General features: G+C 69.0%; 16 protein-coding genes. 11 read left to right on the forward strand and 5 right to left on the reverse strand.

Annotated elements, in window-relative coordinates:
• Positions 1 to 114: 114 nt before the first annotated feature.
• The gene (gene fabR / locus ACVOJ1_RS06940) at positions 115 to 771 is read right to left on the reverse strand and encodes an HTH-type transcriptional repressor FabR (RefSeq protein WP_053517811.1); all 657 of its coding nucleotides are present in this window, start codon (positions 769 to 771) and stop codon (positions 115 to 117) included.
• 93 nt (positions 772 to 864) lie between these two features.
• On the opposite strand from fabR, the gene ACVOJ1_RS06945 reads away from it, so the two are divergent.
• Positions 865 to 1,935, forward strand: coding sequence for a ferredoxin reductase (locus ACVOJ1_RS06945; RefSeq protein ID WP_346480193.1), 1,071 nt, complete (start codon positions 865 to 867; stop codon positions 1,933 to 1,935).
• A 12-nt stretch (positions 1,936 to 1,947) separates the two neighbouring features.
• A complete protein-coding gene (locus ACVOJ1_RS06950) occupies positions 1,948 to 3,096 on the forward strand; it encodes a fatty acid desaturase family protein (RefSeq protein WP_053517809.1) in 1,149 nt (382 codons plus the stop codon).
• Between the two features lie 27 nt (positions 3,097 to 3,123).
• Here the strand turns inward: ACVOJ1_RS06950 and ACVOJ1_RS06955 are convergent, their stop codons facing one another.
• The 4 genes from ACVOJ1_RS06955 to ACVOJ1_RS06970 all read right to left on the reverse strand — a co-directional run bounded on the left by ACVOJ1_RS06955 (position 3,124) and on the right by ACVOJ1_RS06970 (position 6,284).
• Positions 3,124 to 3,462 (reverse strand): tetratricopeptide repeat protein, encoded by a 339-nt coding sequence (locus tag ACVOJ1_RS06955; RefSeq protein WP_346480194.1) that lies wholly within the window; start codon positions 3,460 to 3,462, stop codon positions 3,124 to 3,126.
• Positions 3,459 to 4,037, reverse strand: coding sequence for a flavin reductase family protein (locus ACVOJ1_RS06960; protein WP_053517806.1), 579 nt, complete (start codon positions 4,035 to 4,037; stop codon positions 3,459 to 3,461). The genes ACVOJ1_RS06955 and ACVOJ1_RS06960 overlap by 4 nt, the downstream gene beginning before the upstream one ends.
• Positions 4,034 to 4,663, reverse strand: coding sequence for a superoxide dismutase (locus ACVOJ1_RS06965; protein ID WP_346480195.1), 630 nt, complete (start codon positions 4,661 to 4,663; stop codon positions 4,034 to 4,036). The genes ACVOJ1_RS06960 and ACVOJ1_RS06965 overlap by 4 nt, the downstream gene beginning before the upstream one ends.
• Before the next feature lie 100 nt (positions 4,664 to 4,763).
• Positions 4,764 to 6,284 carry a thioredoxin family protein gene (locus tag ACVOJ1_RS06970; RefSeq protein ID WP_180875330.1) on the reverse strand — a complete coding sequence of 507 codons (1,521 nt, stop codon included), beginning with the start codon at positions 6,282 to 6,284 and terminating at the stop codon, positions 4,764 to 4,766.
• Positions 6,285 to 6,481: 197 nt separating this feature from the next.
• Between ACVOJ1_RS06970 and ACVOJ1_RS06975 the strand changes: the two genes are divergently transcribed.
• The 9 genes from ACVOJ1_RS06975 to ACVOJ1_RS07015 all read left to right on the forward strand — a co-directional run bounded on the left by ACVOJ1_RS06975 (position 6,482) and on the right by ACVOJ1_RS07015 (position 17,624).
• Complete coding sequence (locus ACVOJ1_RS06975) at positions 6,482 to 7,417, forward strand: TIGR03571 family LLM class oxidoreductase (protein ID WP_346480196.1); 936 nt, start codon at positions 6,482 to 6,484, stop codon at positions 7,415 to 7,417.
• A 188-nt stretch (positions 7,418 to 7,605) separates the two neighbouring features.
• Positions 7,606 to 7,917 carry a DUF3817 domain-containing protein gene (locus ACVOJ1_RS06980; RefSeq protein ID WP_277380751.1) on the forward strand — a complete coding sequence of 104 codons (312 nt, stop codon included), beginning with the start codon at positions 7,606 to 7,608 and terminating at the stop codon, positions 7,915 to 7,917.
• 152 nt (positions 7,918 to 8,069) lie between these two features.
• Positions 8,070 to 9,266, forward strand: a complete 1,197-nt coding sequence (locus tag ACVOJ1_RS06985; RefSeq protein WP_164152569.1) for an MFS transporter — start codon at positions 8,070 to 8,072, stop codon at positions 9,264 to 9,266.
• The gene (locus ACVOJ1_RS06990; RefSeq protein WP_346480197.1) at positions 9,263 to 10,456 is read left to right on the forward strand and encodes an isochorismate synthase; all 1,194 of its coding nucleotides are present in this window, start codon (positions 9,263 to 9,265) and stop codon (positions 10,454 to 10,456) included. The genes ACVOJ1_RS06985 and ACVOJ1_RS06990 overlap by 4 nt, the downstream gene beginning before the upstream one ends.
• Complete coding sequence (locus ACVOJ1_RS06995; RefSeq protein ID WP_346480198.1) at positions 10,453 to 12,099, forward strand: (2,3-dihydroxybenzoyl)adenylate synthase; 1,647 nt, start codon at positions 10,453 to 10,455, stop codon at positions 12,097 to 12,099. The genes ACVOJ1_RS06990 and ACVOJ1_RS06995 overlap by 4 nt, the downstream gene beginning before the upstream one ends.
• Entirely contained in the window at positions 12,099 to 12,731 is a 633-nt protein-coding gene (locus ACVOJ1_RS07000) for an isochorismatase family protein (RefSeq protein WP_053517796.1), read from the forward strand. Before ACVOJ1_RS06995 ends, ACVOJ1_RS07000 begins: the two co-directional genes overlap by 1 nt.
• Positions 12,731 to 12,988 carry a phosphopantetheine-binding protein gene (locus ACVOJ1_RS07005; RefSeq protein ID WP_053517795.1) on the forward strand — a complete coding sequence of 86 codons (258 nt, stop codon included), beginning with the start codon at positions 12,731 to 12,733 and terminating at the stop codon, positions 12,986 to 12,988. Before ACVOJ1_RS07000 ends, ACVOJ1_RS07005 begins: the two co-directional genes overlap by 1 nt.
• Positions 12,985 to 16,875: an amino acid adenylation domain-containing protein gene (locus tag ACVOJ1_RS07010; protein WP_346480199.1), complete on the forward strand. Its 3,891-nt coding sequence runs from the start codon at positions 12,985 to 12,987 to the stop codon at positions 16,873 to 16,875. The genes ACVOJ1_RS07005 and ACVOJ1_RS07010 overlap by 4 nt, the downstream gene beginning before the upstream one ends.
• The gene (locus tag ACVOJ1_RS07015) at positions 16,866 to 17,624 is read left to right on the forward strand and encodes a 2,3-dihydro-2,3-dihydroxybenzoate dehydrogenase (protein ID WP_346480200.1); all 759 of its coding nucleotides are present in this window, start codon (positions 16,866 to 16,868) and stop codon (positions 17,622 to 17,624) included. Before ACVOJ1_RS07010 ends, ACVOJ1_RS07015 begins: the two co-directional genes overlap by 10 nt.
• Positions 17,625 to 17,646: the final 22 nt, after the last annotated feature.

A 17,646-nucleotide genomic window follows, 5' to 3' on the forward strand; every position in this document is an offset into this window, starting at 1 on the left:
CCATTTCACCGATCTAAATCGTGATGCAAGTCACAGATCAGCGACGCAGTAGCGCCCTTCATTGCTGCATTGCAGCATTCCGGCGCAAAGCGGCAACGGTCTGGAGCCTGGCGATCAGCCGCGGCGGAAGGCGGCCGGGGTGCGGGCGCCGACGATGATCATGCGGATCATCGTGGAGATCTGTTCGACCAGTTCCGGATCTTTCTCCGGCGGCAGGTCCATCGCGGTGGCGCCCATCGCGAACACCAGGCGGGTGATCGCCTTGGCCACCAGTTCCGGTGCATGCAGCACCGCGCCGTCGAGGGCCGCCAGGCGCACCAGGTCGTGCTGCAGCTCTTCCTCGAAGTAGTGCAGCTCGCGCTCGACGGCATGCTTGAAGTCATCCGAGCCGACCGCACCTTCGCGCAGCAGGACGTGCAGCAGCTTGTCGTCTGCGCGCAGCTGCTCCATGAAGGTCTCCACTGATACCCGCACTACGCTGGTGGCGGAGGAGGTCGCGCGCTGCCGCGCCTCGCCGATGATGGTGCGCAGCGAGCGGCCGGCCACATCGATGAGGGCCACGGCCAGTTCGTCCATGTCGCGGAACTGCCGGTAGAAGCTGTTCGGCGCGATGCCTGCCTCACGCGCGACCTCGCGCAGGCTGAGGGTGGACAGGCTGCGGTGCGGGCCGATCAGCTTCAGGGCTGCGGCCAGCAGATCTTCGCGGCTCACCGTACGGCGGGCCGGGCTCTGCGCATCTTCGGGTATCGACAGGACGGTGGCAGCGGCCATGAGGGTTCCGGTGGGGCAAGGCTGAATCATACCCAATCCGGTTCAATATACACGTGTATACACAGGTGTATGTGCGCCCGTATAGTGGCTGCCATGAGCGCTGTCGTCCGTCCGTCCCCGTTTTCCCTGCACCGCTGGCTGTCGCCCACGCTGTTTGATTTCTGGGCCGGCCAGCTCAATCCGTTGTGGACGCTGCGCGAGCCGTTGGCACGCCTGGTCCGACGCGAACCAGCGGGCGAGGGCGCGGCCACCCTGATCCTGCGCTGCAACCGGCACTGGGCCGGCATGCGCGCCGGCCAGCACGTCACCCTCGGCGTCGAGCTTGAGGGGCGCGTGTGGCATCGCAGCTACAGCCCGACCCCGCTGAGCGGCCGCGAACTGGCCATTACCGTCAAAGCCGTGGAAGGGGGGCGGGTCAGCCAGCACCTGGTGAACCAGGCGCGGCCGGGAGACCTGTTCCGTATCGATGCCGCCTTCGGTGACTTCCATATGCCGGCCGCCGCGCCGGTGTTGCTGCTGGCGGCGGGCAGCGGCATCACGCCGATGCGCAGCCTGCTGCGCGAGGCCTGCCAGCGACCGCTGGGCGCGCCGGTGGACCTGTTCTACTGGGAACGCACAGCGGCCGCCATCCAGTTCCGTGACGAACTGCATACGCTGGCGACAGCGACGCCGGGCCTGCGCGTGCACCTGCTGACCACCCGCGAGGGCGAGGTGCCGGCCGCGCGCATCGATACCCACGCCCTGCAGATTCCCGGCGATGACACGCCGCTGGCACAGCGCCATGTACTGGCCTGTGGCCCGGACGGCTTCGTTGCCGCCGCGCGCCGCCGCCTTGCGCATCAGGTGGCCGGTTTCCAGGCGGAAGCCTTCACGCCGCCCGCGCCGCTGCTGGATGCCGACGGCGAAGGCGAGGTGTCGCTGACCCTGGCACGCAGTGGGCGCCAGCTGCGCGTGCCGCGCGGCCGCTCCCTGCTGGAGAGCCTGGAAGCGCAGGGCATCAAGCCCCGGCACGGCTGCCGCATGGGCATCTGCAACAGCTGCAGTTGTGAACGCGTCAGTGGCGGTACCCGCCATCTGCGCACCGGCGATACGCATTCCGAAGCGGCACAGCCCGTACGGATCTGCGTGAGTGCGCCGACCACCGACCTGACCCTGGATCTCTGAGGAACCGTTGCCATGACCCGCGCTACCGACCGTGCCCTGAGTCCTGCCGAAATGAACGCCTTCGGCCAGGAACTCGACGCGATCCGCGATCGTGTGATCGGCAGTCTCGGCGCGTCCGATACGCGCTATATCCGGCGCGTGGCCGCGGCCGTGCGCTGGTTCGGCGTCGGCGGCCGCAGCCTGCTGTTCCTGGCGGCGTTCTCGCCGCTGCTGTGGGCACCGCTGCTGTGGCCGGCCGCCATCGCTGGCACGCTCATGCTGGCGCTGTCGAAGATCCTGGAGAACATGGAGCTGGGCCACAACGTGATGCACGGCCAGTTCGACTGGACCGGCGACCCGAAGTTGAACGGCAACACCTACGAGTGGGACATCGTTGCCACCGCCGACAACTGGCGCAAGACCCACAACTTCCGCCACCACACCTATACCAACGTGCGCGGCATGGACGATGACATCGGCTACGGCCTGCTGCGCATCTTCCCGGAACAGCGCTGGAAGCCGTTCTATCTGCTGCAGCCGATCATCGCACCGATCTTCGCGCTGCTGTTCCAGTGGGGCGTGGCCGCCCAGGACCTGCGCCTGGGGCGCTGGCTGAAGGGCCGCATCAGCAGCCGCGCGATGTGGCTGCAGACCCGTCCGGTGGCGCGCAAGATGCTGCGCCAGGTGCTGAAGGATTACGTGCTGTTCCCGCTGCTGGCTGGCCCGTTCTTCCTGACCGTGATGCTGGGCAACCTGGTCGCCAACGGCCTGCGCAACATCTGGACCTACGTGATCATCTTCTGCGGCCACTTCACCGCTGAATCGGAGACGTTCCCCAAGGAGTGCCTGCGCAACGAATCGCGTGGCCACTGGTACCTGCGCCAGCTGCGTGGCTCGTCGAACATCAGCGGTGGTTTCCTGATCAACGTGCTGTCGGGCAACCTCAGCCACCAGATCGAACATCACTTCTATCCGGATCTGCCGGCCAACCGCTATGCGGCCATCGCCAAGGAAGTGAAGGAGATCTGCCTTCGCTACGGTCAGCACTACAACAACGGTTCGCTGCCACGGCAGTTCGGCCAGGTGGTGTGGCGCATCCTGCGGCATGCCTTCCCGAGCAAGCCGCGCCGCCTGCCGATGCCGGACATCATGACGGCGCCGGCACCGGCCAACGCGGGCTGATCGATGCGGCCGGCCTGTGCGGCCGGCTCAGCCCGCGCTCTCCTGCGGCGCCGGCTGTTCGCGCTTTAGCCGGCGCAGAAACACCTGCATTTCCTTCCGAGCCTGCTGGTCGCCCTGGTGGCTGGCCACGCTCAGGCCCCGTTGCCATGCCTCGCGAGCCGCCTGCGGCTGGCCACCCGCCAGCCAGGCCTTGCCCAGCAGTTTCCACGCCGCCGAGTACTGCGGATCAAGTGCCACGCAGCGGCCCAGATGGGTCGCCGCGCGCGCCGGATCGCCGGCGTCGAGCCAACCCTTGCCCAGCCCGAAGCGCAGCAGCGCGCTGTCGTGGCCGTTGGCGAGCAGGTCCTCCAGTGCCTCGATGGTCATGTCTGTACCTCCCGCAGGGTGTCCAGCGGCCCCGGCAGGAAGCGGCCACGGTGGAACATCAGCGGCGCACCGCCGGTCTCATTGATCTCGATGATGCGGCCGGCCAGCAGCAGGTGATCACCCACCGGCCATTGCGCATGACGGGTGCAGGTCAGGTGCGCGACCGCGCCGGCGATGCGCGGCGGCGCGTCGTCTTCGTCTGGAAGCAGGGGTACGCCGTCGAAACGATTGCGCACCTGGGGATCGGCGAACGTGCGCGCCAGTGCTTCCTGGTCCGCGCCCAGCACGCTGATCGCGAAGCGCGTGGCGCGCTGGAAGGCCTGCAGGCTCTGTGCGTGCAGGGCCAGGTTCCACAGTACCAGCGGCGGCTGCAGCGACACCGGCACGAAGGAATTGATGGTCAGGCCCAGCGGTGTGCCCCGTGCGTCGCGGGTGCAGACGATGGCCACGCCGGTAGGGAAGTGGCCGAGCAGCCGCCGCAATGCACGCGGCGGCAGACTGACCGAGGGTACCGGAGCCGGGGCGGGGAACACCCCTGCCCACGGCCCGGCGTAATGGGGAGTGCCGGCGCTCATGCGCCGCCCGCCTGGCGGTAGCGGCGACCGACTTCGGCCCAGTCGATGATGTTGAAGAACGCCCCGATGTAGTCCGGACGGCGGTTCTGGTAATGCAGGTAATACGCGTGCTCCCACACATCCAGGCCGAGGATCGGCGTGTTGCCGGACAGGCCGGCGGCCGCGCCCATCAGCGGGTTGTCCTGGTTGGCGCTGCTTTCAACCCGCAGGCGACCGTCGCGATCGCTGGTCAGCCAGGCCCAGCCGCTGCCGAAGCGGGTGAGCGCCGCCTTGCTGAAGGCATCCTTGAAGGCATCGAAGCCGCCGAGGTCACGGTCGATGGCCGCCGCCAGCACCTCATCCGGCGTGCCGCCGCGTGCGCTGAGCACGGTCCAGAACAGGCTGTGGTTGGCGTGGCCGCCACCGTTGTTCCGGACTGCGCTGCGCTGGGCCTCCGGCACGGCATCGAGGCTGGCGATCAGCGCCTCGACCGGCTGTTCGGCGAGGCCGGCCTGCTCGACCGCGGCATTGAGGTTGCTGACGTAGGTCTGGTGGTGCCTGCTGTGGTGGATCTCCATCGTCCGCGCATCGAAATGCGGTTCGAGGGCATCGTAGGCATAGGGGAGCGGGGGAAGCGAGTACGACATCGAAGCAGTCTCCGTAGCGAAGGCCAGCGGGCTGGCCGTGGGGAGACTGTTATCGCACCTCAACAATGGTTGAGGTCAACCCGCCTGCGCCTTCATCCCCTCAACCCAGCCAATCCCTGCACGCCCCATCCACCTGATTGCCGCACGCCTGCTGCATCCGCTGCTGCAGCCGCGCCAGCGTCTGCGCGCCCTGGTGCTTGCCACTCCATGCCTTCAGCTGCCCGGCCAGGCGTTCGAAGCGCTGGCGGGTGCGCTGGTGGTAGCCCGACGGCTGTGCCTCCAGTTCGGCGATCAACGAGGCGGTCGCCTGCTCGATGCGCGGCGCATCGTCCGGCGCAAGCTTCAGCAGGCCTTCCACATACAGCACACCCCACTGCACGCGGGTCGCCGGGCCCTGTGCACCATCGTAGGCACGTTTGAGCCACTCCAGCGCACCGGCGGTGTCGCCGCGCTGCTCGGCCAGTTCGGCCAGCTCAGGCATGTAGTAGTACGGCTGCTCGCTGCGCTTCAGTTCGGCCAGCAGCAGCGACTCCGCGCCGGCGTCGTCGCCGACCTGGCGCAGTGCGTAGACCGCGCTGCTGATCGTGGCTTGGCGTGCATGCGCATCGGTGGCGGCGGCATCGGCGGCGGCCACGCGCTGCTTGACCCGATCAACCAGAGTAGCGGGCAGTGCGCCCTTGGGCTGTTGCAGTCGGGCCAGCGATACTTCGGTCAGCGCACGCGACAACGCGTCGTCGGCGCGGTCGCCACGCTCGGCGTCTGCGCGCTCCAGTGCGACCAGCAGCTGCTGCCCCAGGGTGTTGCTGGTGGCCGGCCCGGTACTGGCCTGCTTGACCAGCTGTACGCCCGCATAGCCCAGCAGCTCGCGGTTGCGTCGCACCTCCGCGGGGTGCGCCAGCACGGCCTGCAGCAGCTCGCGCACTTCGGTGGGCGAGGCATCGGGCTTTTCGGCTGTCGCCAAGGCAAGCAGAGCGAAACGGCGCTGCAGGGCGGCCTCCGGTGCGGCCTTGGACAGCTGGCGCAGCACGTCCTGGCTGTTGCGTTCGCCGGCCAGGCGGTTGGCGTCGACTTCCCAACCGTAGTCGCCCAACACCTGCCAGTCTTCGGCGGCCAGTTGCTCCGGCGTCGTCAATGCGGTGGCCAGGGTGGCGGCAACGGCACTGCGGCGGCCTGCGGCCACGGTCAGTGCCCGGGTCAGTTCGGCGGCATCGTTGCCGCCGGCCACGCGGGTGATTTCGTTGCGCTGTGGGTCCAGCACGATCAGGGTCGGATAGCCGCGCACGCCGAAGCGCTCGCCCCAGGCCTGCGCACCTTCCTCGTCGCCATCCAGGTAGACGGGAACGAATTTGCTGGTCAGCGCGATGAAGGCCGGGTCCTTGAACAGACCCGCCTTGAGCTGGTTGCACGGTGGGCACCAGACCGCACCCCAGTACAGCAGCACCGGCTTGCCGCTGTCGGCGGCTTCGGCGAAGGCGTCGTCGACGTCGCCCTGGCGCCAGGCGATGGCGGACGCCGGTGCGGGGGCCTCGGCGGAGTTGGCGGTGGAAACCGGGGCCGGGGTGCAGGCGCTCAGCGCCGAAGCCAGCAGCAACACGGAAAGCGCAACGCGCATCGGCAGCATCTCGAAGGGCAGGGTGACAGGCCATTGTAGGAATGACGGCAGAGGCTGCTGATTCAGTTTGCTCATGAAGGGTGCGCTGCAGGGCATGACGTCCGCCGCCCGCACCCTCTGCCGATACACCACCCCATTGAACCCACCGGCTTGGCACGCACCTGCGGCAGCACCGTTGCCGCAGGGCTCCACGCTAAGCTGGCTGCATGAGCGATTTCAATCCTGCCTACGCTGCGCTGTTTGCAGAACAGGGCCTGAGCCTGGGACTGATGACGCCGGTGGCGGCGCACGGGTTGGCCGATCCGCAAGAGGCGCGGCGTATCGCCCGGTTGGCCGATGACCTCGGCTTTGCCGCGCTGTGGACGCGCGACGTGCCCTTGATGGTGCCGCAGGGACCGGAGGCGACCGCGAGCGCGCTGGATGATCCCTTCCTGTGGCTGGGCATGCTGGCCGCCGCGACAGAGCGCATCGTGGTTGGCAGTGCGGCCATCGTGCTGCCGTTGCGCCAGCCGCTGCAGGTGGCGAAGTCGGCCTTGAGCTTGGACCGCATCAGCGGCGGGCGTTTCGTGCTGGGCCTGGGTTCGGGTGACCGCCCGGAGGAATTCGCCGCGTTCGGCGAGGATCTGGAGGGCAGGGCCGCGACGTTCCGTGAGCGCTGGTCGTTGCTGCGGGCGGCGCTGTCGCCGCAGGCACACGAGCGGGCCGCCGTGCTGCAGGTGACCGGAGGCTTCGACGTGCTGCCTGCGCCGGCCGCGCGCATTCCGATGCTGGTGGTGGGGACCGCCAGGCAGAGCCTGCAGTGGATCGCCCGTGAGTCTGAAGGATGGGCCACCTATCACCGCGAGGAGGCTGCCCAGGAGGGACGCATCGGTCTGTGGCAGCAGGCGTTGGCGCAACAGGGCGCGGCGGGCAGACCGTTCGTGCAGTCGATGCTGCTGGACCTGCAGGCGGACCCGCAGGCACCCGCCGAGCCGTTGCCGCTTGGCCTGAAGGTCGGCCGCGATGGCCTGCGTGACTATCTGCTGCGCGTGCATGCGCAGGGCGTGGCGCATGTGATGTTCAATCTGGTCGACAACGGCCGGCCGGTGGAGGCCGTGCTGCGCGAGATCGGGGAGCGGGTGCTGCCGCATATCCCCCGGTAGCTGTGCTGCGCCCGCCGGGCATGGCCCGGCGCTACCGATGTGCGTTCATCTCCGATCCGCCGGGCATGGCCCGGCGCTACCGACGTGTGGGCATCTCCGATGCGGCGACGGTGTCCTGAACGTTCGCATCTGCGTATCATTCGCATCTTCTGTCCCTGAAGGAGCCCGATGTGACCCCAGGCAATCCCATGCACCCCGTCGGACGGCTGTTCGCCGTGGTTGCCTTCATCGAGGCCATCACCTGGGCCGGCCTGCTGGTGGGCATGTGGCTGAAGTACGGCCCGCAGGCCAACGTCGCCCTGGTCAAGGTGTTCGGGCCGCTGCATGGCGTGGCGTTCCTGGTGTACGTGGCCGTGACCCTGTTCTCCGCAGTGCGCCTGCGCTGGCCATGGTGGGCCAGCGCGCTGGCCCTGCTTGCTGCCATCCCACCGCTGGTCACGCTGCCGCTGGAGTGGTGGTTCCGCCGTCGCGGCCTGCTGTCGCCGCGTGTGACGCGCTGACGCGGCTGTTGCGGGTCCATTCAATTGAATGGGTATCAAATGCAAATACGAGCCGTTATCATTTAAGGATGGTGCCGCTGCGTGACGTGGCGGCATCGGGCGGAGCGTCGTGCTGGCGTTCTGCCGTCCTTCCCTGTCACGGCTGGTGTTCCATGCACGCACGTCCCGTCGTTCCCGGTTTGCCGGCCCTGGTGTTGGCGGCCCTGATCGGCACCATGGCCATGATGTCTTTCGTCGCCGTGATCGGCCCGGTGGTCCGGCTGCTGGGCCTGTCCGAATGGCACGCGGGCCTGTCGGTGACGGCCGCCGGCGTGCTGTGGATGCTGGCGGCTCGCCGCTGGGGCCAACTCAGCGACCGCATCGGTCGCAAGCGCGTGCTGCTGCTGGCGATGGGCGCGTACACCGGCGTCTACCTCGCGCTCGCCATGTTCATCGATGTGGCCCTGCAGGTCACGCCGCCGGTGGTTGTGTCGGTGCTGGTGCTGGTCGGCGCGCGCGGGCTGATCGGGCTGTTCTATGCCGCGGTGCCACCGACGGCCGCAGCCTTGATCGCCGACCAGGCGCCGGCCGGCCAGCGCACGCAGTTTCTCGCCCGTCTGGGCAGTGCCAATGCACTGGGGATGGTGCTGGGCCCAGCGGCAGCAGGCTGGCTGGCTTACACGCATCTTTCGCTGGCGCTGTATGTGGCCGCGCTGTTGCCGCTGCTGGCGCTGGCATTGCTGGCGTGGCGTCTGCCTTCGACAGCGCCGGCAGCGGCGGCATCGTCAGCACGACGGACGCCCCTGCGCCGTCTGGACCGGCGCCTTCGGCTGCCCCAGCTGGCCGCGTTCCTTGCAATGGTGTCGGTGACCATCGCGCAGGTGACGGTCGGCTTCTTCGCGATCGATCGCCTCGGCCTGGCAGCGGCCGAAGGCGCGCGCATGGCCGGCATCGCACTGACGGCTGTGGGCGTCGGGCTGATCCTGGCGCAGGCACTGGTGATGAAGCTGGAGGTGCCACCGCGGCGCTGGATCGTGCTGGGTGCATTGATCGCCGGTATCGGCTTCGCCTCGGTAGCCGCCGTGCAGCAGTCCTGGCAGCTGCCGGCGGCTTATGCGCTGGCGGCATTCGGCATGGGCTTCGTGTTCCCGTCGTTCCAGGCGCTGGCCGCCGATGCGGTGCAGGCACACGAACAGGGTGCCGCCGCCGGAACGGTCGCTGCGGCACAGGGGCTGGGCATGGTGGTCGGGCCGATGCTCGGCACGCTGTTGTATCGGGGCGGGCCGAGCCTGCCGTATCTGCTGGTCGGTGTGCTGCTGCTGTTGCTGTGCGTGCTGGCGGCAACGCACCGGATGAAGGAGGCGACATGAACGATTCGCTCAGGGACGATGCATGGCAGGAGACGGCGCCGTTGCCGTTGCCGGCTGCGGATGACCCCACGCTGTTCCTGCTGCAGCATGCAGGGCAGCATGTGCATGCGCGTGGCTGTCGTGCGGCGCTTGCGTCCGGTCCGCTGGTGACGCTGGCCGGGCGCGTGGCTGCGTTCTTCGCGCAGCAGCGGGGCGGGCCGGGCCTGCTGGTCGGAGCGATTCCGTTCGAACCACGTGCTGACGATGCGCTGTACCAGCCCGAACGCGTGCTGCCTGCGTTGCCGGTGCAGCCGCCGGCTGCGCCTGCGCTGGAGGGTGTCGTGCAGGCCGAACCTTCGGCGGACGACTACGCCGCAGCGGTGGATAGGGCAGTGCAGGCCCTGCGTGATCCCCGACAGGACCTGCACAAGGTGGTACTGGCGCGCAGCCTGTTGGCACACACACGCCACGCCCTGACGCCCGATGTGCTGCTGGCGAGACTGGGAGCCGATCCGTCGGTGGCGACCTACGCGGTGCCACTGCCGGTGGAGCTGGGCCAGGCCCCGGCATGGCTGGTCGGGGCGACGCCCGAGCTGCTGCTGCGCAAGCGCGGCGCGCAGGTGCTGTCGCACCCGCTGGCCGGCTCAGCCCGACGCAGTGCGGATCCGGTGCAGGACGAGCGTGCCGCGCAGACCCTGCTGGCGTCGGGCAAGGATCACGACGAGCACCGTCATGTGGTCGAGGCCATCGTTGATGGCCTCTCTCCCTATTGCAGCCATATCGACGCGCAGGCGCGGCCGGTGCTGCATGCCACGGCCACCATGTGGCACCTGGGCACCCGCATCCATGCCACGTTGAAGGATCCACGGGTGCCGGCCGCCGCCCTGCTGGCGCAGCTGCATCCCACGCCCGCCGTATGCGGCACGCCGCAGCAGGCGGCGCTGCAGCGCATCCGCGAACTGGAGCCGGTTCCACGCGGCTTCTACGCCGGTGCCGTGGGGTGGCTGGACGAGCAGGGCGACGGCGACTGGTACGTCGCCATCCGCTGCGCACGACTGCAGGGCACGCAGCTGCGCCTGTATGCGGGCGCCGGCATCGTCGCCGGGTCGCAGCCGCAGGCCGAAGTGGCCGAAACCGCAGCGAAGTTTGCTGCCCTGTTGAACGCGCTGGGCGTCAGTGAGCCCGCGCCCCCGACCGAGCCCCTCGCATGAGCCGATCTCCTTCCCGCCTGCCATTGCAGCAGGTATGGCCCGAAGACCGGGTCGCCCACTATCGCCGGATGGGGCATTGGCGCGGGGAGACCTTCCCGGCCTTCCTGCGCGAGCGCGCCGAACGCTACGCCGATGACATCGCGGTGGTGGCAGGTGATGTCCGACTGAGCTATGCGCAGCTGTGGCACGAGGCCGGGCGCATCGGCAGCGGCCTGCTGGCGCTGGGCCTGCAGCCCGGTGAACGGGTGCTGGTGCAGCTGGGCAACAGCGCTGGCTTCATCGCCACCGTCTGCGGCCTGTTCCGCGCCGGCCTGGTACCGGTGTACGCGTTGCCCGCGCACCGCATCACCGAGCTGGTGCACTTCGCCACGAAGGCCGAGGCCAGTGCCTTTGTCACCGCCGATGTGCACGAGGGTTTCGATCATCGCGGGCTGGCACGGGCACTGCAGGCGGAGGTGCCGGCCCTGCGCCACGTGGTGATCGACGGCGATGCGGAGGAGTTCGTCGCGCTGGCGAACCTGCAGGGCGACCGCAGCCAGCTGCCGGCCGACCCGGATCCGCAGTCGGTGGCGTTCCTGCAGCTGTCAGGTGGCAGCACCGGCCTGTCCAAGCTGATTCCGCGCACGCACGACGACTACATCTATTCGTTCCGTGCCAGCAACGCGATCTGCGGGATCGACCGCGACAGCGTGTATCTGGTCGCATTGCCGGCCGCGCATAATTTTCCGATGAGCTCGCCGGGCTTCTTCGGTGCGCTGTATGCCGGTGCCCGCGTGGTGCTCAGTCCGGGGCCGGGCCCGGATGTCGCGTTCCCGCTGATTGCACGCGAGAAGGTGACCTGCTGTGGGCTGGTGCCGCCGCTGGCCCTGCTGTGGGCGCAGGCAGCGGCATCGACGAAGCACGATCTGTCCAGCCTGCGGGTGCTGCAGGTGGGCGGCGCAAAACTGGTGCCGGAGGCCGCGCGGCGCGTCATCGATGGCCTGGGCTGCACGCTGCAGCAGGTGTTCGGCATGGCCGAAGGCCTGGTGAACTACACCCGCCTCGACGATCCCGAGGAACTGGTGGTGGCCTGCCAGGGACGTCCGATCAGCCCTGACGACGAAGTCCGTGTGGTCGACGACCACGATCAGCCGGTTGCCGAGGGCGAGATCGGACATCTGTTGACCCGCGGCCCGTACACCATCCGTGGGTACCACAACGATGCCGCAGCCAACGCGCGCTCGTTCACCGACGACGGCTTCTACCGCACCGGCGACCGCGTGCAGCAGCTGCCCGGGGGATATCTGGTGGTGCAGGGGCGTGCCGGTGACCACATTAACCGTGCCGGCGAGAAGATCTCCGCCGAGGAGATCGAAGACCATCTGCTGGCCCATCCGGGTGTGTTCGATGCGGCGGTGGTGTCCATTCCCGATGAGTACCTGGGCGAGCGCACCTGTGCCTTCGTCATCCGCCAGGGCGAGCCGATCACGGCGCCGGGACTGAAGGGCTGGATGCGCAGGCGCGGGCTGGCGGCGTTCAAGGTGCCGGACCAGGTGGTGTTCGTGGACAGCTTCGATACAACGGCGGTCGGCAAGATCAGCCGCCGCGAACTGCGTGCGCAGCTGCGTGCGCGTCATCTGCAACAGACAGGAGGAACGCGCTGATGGCGCTGCCCCGCATTGCTTCATATTCCCTGCCGACCGCCAGCGAGTTACCACAGCCGCGCGGCCCCTGGCACCCGCAGCGCGAGCGGATCGCGTTGCTGGTGCACGACATGCAACGCTACTTCCTGGCAGCGTTCGACGCGGACAGCGAGCCGCTGCGCCCCGCCGTGGACAACGTCGCGCGCCTGCTGGCGCATTGCCGGGCGCAGGGAATTCCGGTGTTCTATACCGCCCAGCATGGCGATCAGGACCGGCGCGACCGCGGCCTGCAGGCCGACCTGTGGGGGCCCGGCATGCGCCGGAGTGAGGAACATGAGCCGATCATCACCGCGCTGGCCCCGCAGCCGGGCGAGCACGTACTGGTCAAGCATCGCTACAGCGCGTTCCAGCGCAGCAACCTGGAGACGCTGATGCGCGCGCGCGGGCGCGACCAGCTGCTGGTGACCGGTGTGTATGCGCATATCGGCTGCACCGCGACCGTGGTCGAAGCCTTCCAGCGTGATATCGAGGCATTCATCGCCGCTGATGCGGTCGCCGACTTCTCGCGCGCCGATCATGAGCAGGCGCTGCACTGGATCGCACGGACCTGTGGCGTACCGATGACCACCGGCCAGCTGCTGGAGACACTGTGATGGATAGGACGGGCGATGTGCTTGACCTGGAACGGATGCGCGCGGACGTGGCGCGCGTGCTTGAATGCGAGCCGGCCGACATCGGCGATGACGACAACCTGATCGATCTCGACCTGGATTCGATGCGCATGCTCGGCCTCGTTCTTGCGTGGAGCAACACCGGCCTTCCGCTGGAGTTCTCGCAGCTGGCCGAGCACACCACGCTGCGCCAGTGGTGGCAGGTGGTGCAACGGCTGCAGGCCGCACAAGGCGCATGAACGGTGCAGCGCCAGCCTCACCGGTGACATTGACCGAGGCCCAGGCGGGGCTGTGGTATGCCCAGCGCCTGGCTCCCGACAACCCTGCATTCAACACGGCCCATGCCGTATGGATCGACGGCGCGCTGGACGTGGCGGCGTTCACGGCCGCCGCCAACCAGGCGGCGGCAGAGGCGCAGGGGCTCGCACTGCGATTCACGGAAGGCAGTGATGGCCAGCCGCTGCAATGGCATGAGCCGGCGCATGTACCGCTGCTGGCAGTCCATGATCTTTCCAGCGCTGCCGATCCGGTGGCCGACGCCAACGCCGCGATGCGGGCCGACCGGCTGAGCCCGGTCGATCCCACCCGCGACCGGATCAGCCAGCAGGTGCTCTACGCACTGGGAGGCCAGCGCTGGGTCTGGTACCTGCGCGTTCATCATCTCGCCGCTGATGGCTATGGCATGGCACTGTTCAGCGATCGTGTCTGCGCGCTGTACGCCGGGCGCGGCGGCGATGCGCTGCCGCCCCTGGCCGGTGTACTGGCCGACGATGCGGCATACCGCATCGATCCGCGTCGCGAGATGGCCGGTGCCTGGTGGCGCGACCACCTGCGGGACGCGCCGGCCGCCGCTGGTCTGGCCGGCGTCGCCGCCGCCAGTGATGACGCGCTGCGCTGGGTGCAGCCGCTGGATGCCACCTTCCGTGAAGAGCTGCTGCAGGCATCGGTGCGCTGGCTGCAGCCGTGGCCGGATGTGCTGGCCGCACTTGCGGCCGAGTACCTGCGGCGGATGAGTGCGGCCGAGGAAGTGGTGCTGGGGGTGCCCTACATGGGGCGCCTGGGAAACGCGTCGGCGCGCGTGCCCGCGATGGTGATGAACGTGCTGCCGCTGCGCGTGGCCGCTGCCGAGGGCAGTGTCGAAAGCTACACCCGTGGCATCGGCCGGCAGTTGAGCCAGAGCCGCAGGCATGGCCGGTATCGCGGCGAACAGCTGCGGCGCGATCTGGGCCTGGTCGGTGCGCAGCAGCGCCTGCATGGCCCGCTGGTGAACATACAGCCGTTCTACAGGCCGCTGGTGCTGCCCGGCGTGCAAGCCACGCTGCAGGTGCTGTGCACCGGGCCGGTGGAGGATCTGGTGCTGGGCTTCCGCGGTGATGGCCAGGCGCTGCTGGATCTGGAGATCGAGGCGAACCCCGCCCTGTACAGCGACGCCGACGTGCAGGCGCATGCGCAACGGCTGCTGCATTTCGTGTCGGCGGCGCTGGATGCCGACGACATTGCCAGCGTGCCACTGGCCACCGCGGCAGAGGTCACGCAGGTGGTTCACCGCTTCAACGCGACCACCCATCCATTGCCTGCAACCACACTGGTGGAACTGTTGCAGCAGGGCATGGATCGCGACCCTCAGGCAACGGCGCTGGTCTGCGGCGACGCCACGCTTGAGCATGCCGCGCTGGAGGCACGCAGCTTCGCACTGGCGGCACAGCTGCGCGCGCTGGGGGTGGGGCCGGGCAGTGTGGTGGCGGTCGCGCTGCCGCGTTCGATGGAGCTGGTCATCGCCCTGGTGGCCGCGCTGCGTGCCGGCGCCGCCTATCTTCCGCTGGATCCTGCACATCCCGACGAGCGCCTGGCGCGCATCCTGCGCTCGGCGCGTCCGGCCTGCGTGCTGGCCGACAGCACGATGGCGCACCGGGCCGCAGGCGTGCCGGTGCTGCCGCCCGATCAATGGATGGCACAGGGGGCTGCCGCGCCCTGGCCGGACCCGGCGCCGGATGATGCGGCCTATGTGATCTACACCTCAGGCTCGACCGGCGAACCCAAGGGCGTGGTCATCGAGCATCGCGCCATCGTCAACCGCCTGCTGTGGATGCGCGAGCACTACGGCTTCGGCGCAGACGACCGTGTGCTGCAGAAGACGCCCGCCACGTTCGACGTGTCGGTCTGGGAGTTCTTCCTGCCGCTGCTGTGCGGTGCAACGCTGGTTCTCGCCGGTCCGGATGCGCATCGTGATCCCACCGAGCTGGGCCGGCTGATCCGCGCGCAGGGCATCACCACCGCCCACTTCGTCCCGTCGATGCTGGACGCCTTCCTCGCGGCGCCCGCCTCGCAGGGCCTGCAGCTGCGTCGGGTGTTCACCAGCGGCGAAGCGCTCGATGCCTCGCTGCGCGACCGCTTCCATGCCCGCATCGACGCGCAGCTGCACAACCTGTATGGGCCTACCGAAGCCGCGGTGGACGTCAGTTACTGGCCGGCCCCGGCAGGCGATCGCTCACGCCCGGTCCCGATCGGCTTCCCGGTCTGGAACACCCGCCTGTATGTGCTCGATGCACGCATGCGGCCCCTGCCGGTGGGCGTGCCGGGCGAGCTCTACCTGGGCGGCGTGCAGCTTGCACGGGGCTACCTGGGCCGCGACGATCTCACCGCTGGACGTTTCCTGGCCGATCCCTTCCTGGCGGGCGAGCGCATCTACCGCACGGGGGACGTTGCACGTTGGCGCAGCGACGGAGCGGTCGAGTATCTGGGCCGCAGCGACCATCAGGTGAAGCTGCGCGGTCTGCGCATCGAGCTGGGGGAGATCGAGGCGGCGCTGCGGGAACTGCCCGGCATGGAGCGCGTGGAAGTGCTGCTGCGCCACGACCTTCCCGGTGACCCACGGCTGGTCGCCTATGTGCCGGTGGCAATGGCCGACGCCGCTGCCCTGCGCGCGCACCTGGCGGCGCGCGTGCCGGACTACATGGTGCCGTCGGCGTTTGTCGGGGTCGATCACTGGCCGGTGACCACCAACGGAAAGCTGGATCGCAGCGCGCTTCCGAAACCTCCGCAGGTCGGGATGACCGGTGTCGCACCGCGCACGCCACTGGAACATGCGCTGGCCGCCTTGTTCGCACAGGCACTGGGTCTTGAGCAGGCCGTTGCGGTGGATGCGGACTTCTTCAGCCTTGGGGGCGACTCGCTTTCGGCCGTGCACCTGCTGCTGGCCATCGAGCAGCGCTGGCGCTGCGAGCTGGGCCTCGGCGTTCTGTTCGCGGAGCCGACGGTGGCGGCGCTGGCCCGGCGTATCGCCGAACCCCCGATGCTGGCCGATCATGCCTTGGGCCCGGTCATCGCGTTGGCCACGACCGATGGGACTGAACCCCCGCCGCTGTTCGTGCTGCACCCGGCAGGCGGCATCGCCTGGAATTACCGCGCGCTGGCGCGTGCGCTGCAACCGGCGCGGGCCGTGTACGGGCTGCAGTCGCCGGCGCTGGACGCCGCGCAGCCGCTGCCGGCCAGCATCGAGGCGATGGCCAACGAGTACGTGCAGCGTGTAGTGACCTTGCAGCCGCGCGGGCCGGTGCACCTGCTTGGCTGGTCGGTGGGGGGGATCATCGCCCAGGCGATGGCCGTGCGCCTGCACGAGATCGGTCGCGAGGTCGGCGAGCTGGTGCTGCTCGACGCCTATCCCAGTGAATGCTGGCGGGCCGAGCCGGAGCCGGATCCGATCGCTGCGCTGCGGGCGTTGCTGGCCATCGCCGGCCACGATCCGGACGCACACCCGGAACTGGACAGCCGCGAGCGCATCCTGGCCTTCCTGCGTCGAGGTGGCAGTGCGCTGGGCAGCCTGCCCGACGTAGTGCTGGACGGCGTGGTGCGCGCGGTCACCGGAACCAACCGCCTGATCCGCGAGCACCACCACCGGCCATTCGACGGCACCCTGGTGCATGTGCGCGCAGGGCGAGACCACCAGGCACGACCGCAGCTGCAGTCGGCGCTGTGGAAGGCGCACGCGCGCACGGTGCAGGCGCTGGAACTGCCGTTCCTGCATGCCGAACTGACCGGCCGTGATGCGGTGGCGCAACTCGCGCCATGGCTGTCGGCGCGACTGCGGCATCGGGATGAACAACAGGAGATCGCAACATGCAGTTGACCGGTTTTGAGGGTCGCGTGGCGCTGGTGACCGGCGCAGCCGGGGGGATCGGCACCGCGCTGGTGAAGCTGCTGGTCGCCGCCGGCTGCCAGGTGGTGGCCACCGACCGCGAGTCGCCCGCGATCGTGGGCGAGCGCGTCCATGCCTGTGCGCTGGATGTCAGCGACAGCGCAGCGGTCGATGCGCTCATCGACCAGGTAGAGGCGAAGATCGGACCGATCGCCCTGGCGGCCAGTGTGGCCGGCGTGCTGAAGGTCGGCGCGGTGACGGATACCTGTGATGCCGATTGGCGCCGTGTTTTCTCGGTCAACGCTGACGGTGTGTTCCATCTCGGCCGCGCACTGGCGCGGGTGATGTCACCGCGCAGACAGGGCGCCATCGTCACCGTCAGCTCGAACGCCGCAGGCGTGCCGCGTCACGGCATGGCGGCCTACGCTGCCTCGAAGGCGGCAGCGACCATGTTCACCCGTTGCCTGGGCCTGGAGCTGGCGCCACTGGGCATCCGCTGCAACATCGTCGCACCCGGTTCGACGCTGACCGCCATGCAGACCGGCATGTGGGAAGACGCGTACGGTGCCGAGCGGGTGATTGCCGGCAACCTCGACACCTACAAGGCCGGCATTCCCCTGCGCAAGCTGGCTACGCCGGAGGACGTTGCCCAGTCGGTGATGTTCCTGCTGTCCGAGCAGGCCGGGCATGTGGCGATGAGTGACCTGTACGTCGACGGCGGCGCCACGCTGCGCGGCTGACCCCCTGATGCAGGGCCGGGCC

This window comes from Stenotrophomonas sp. STEN225 (assembly GCF_056756445.1).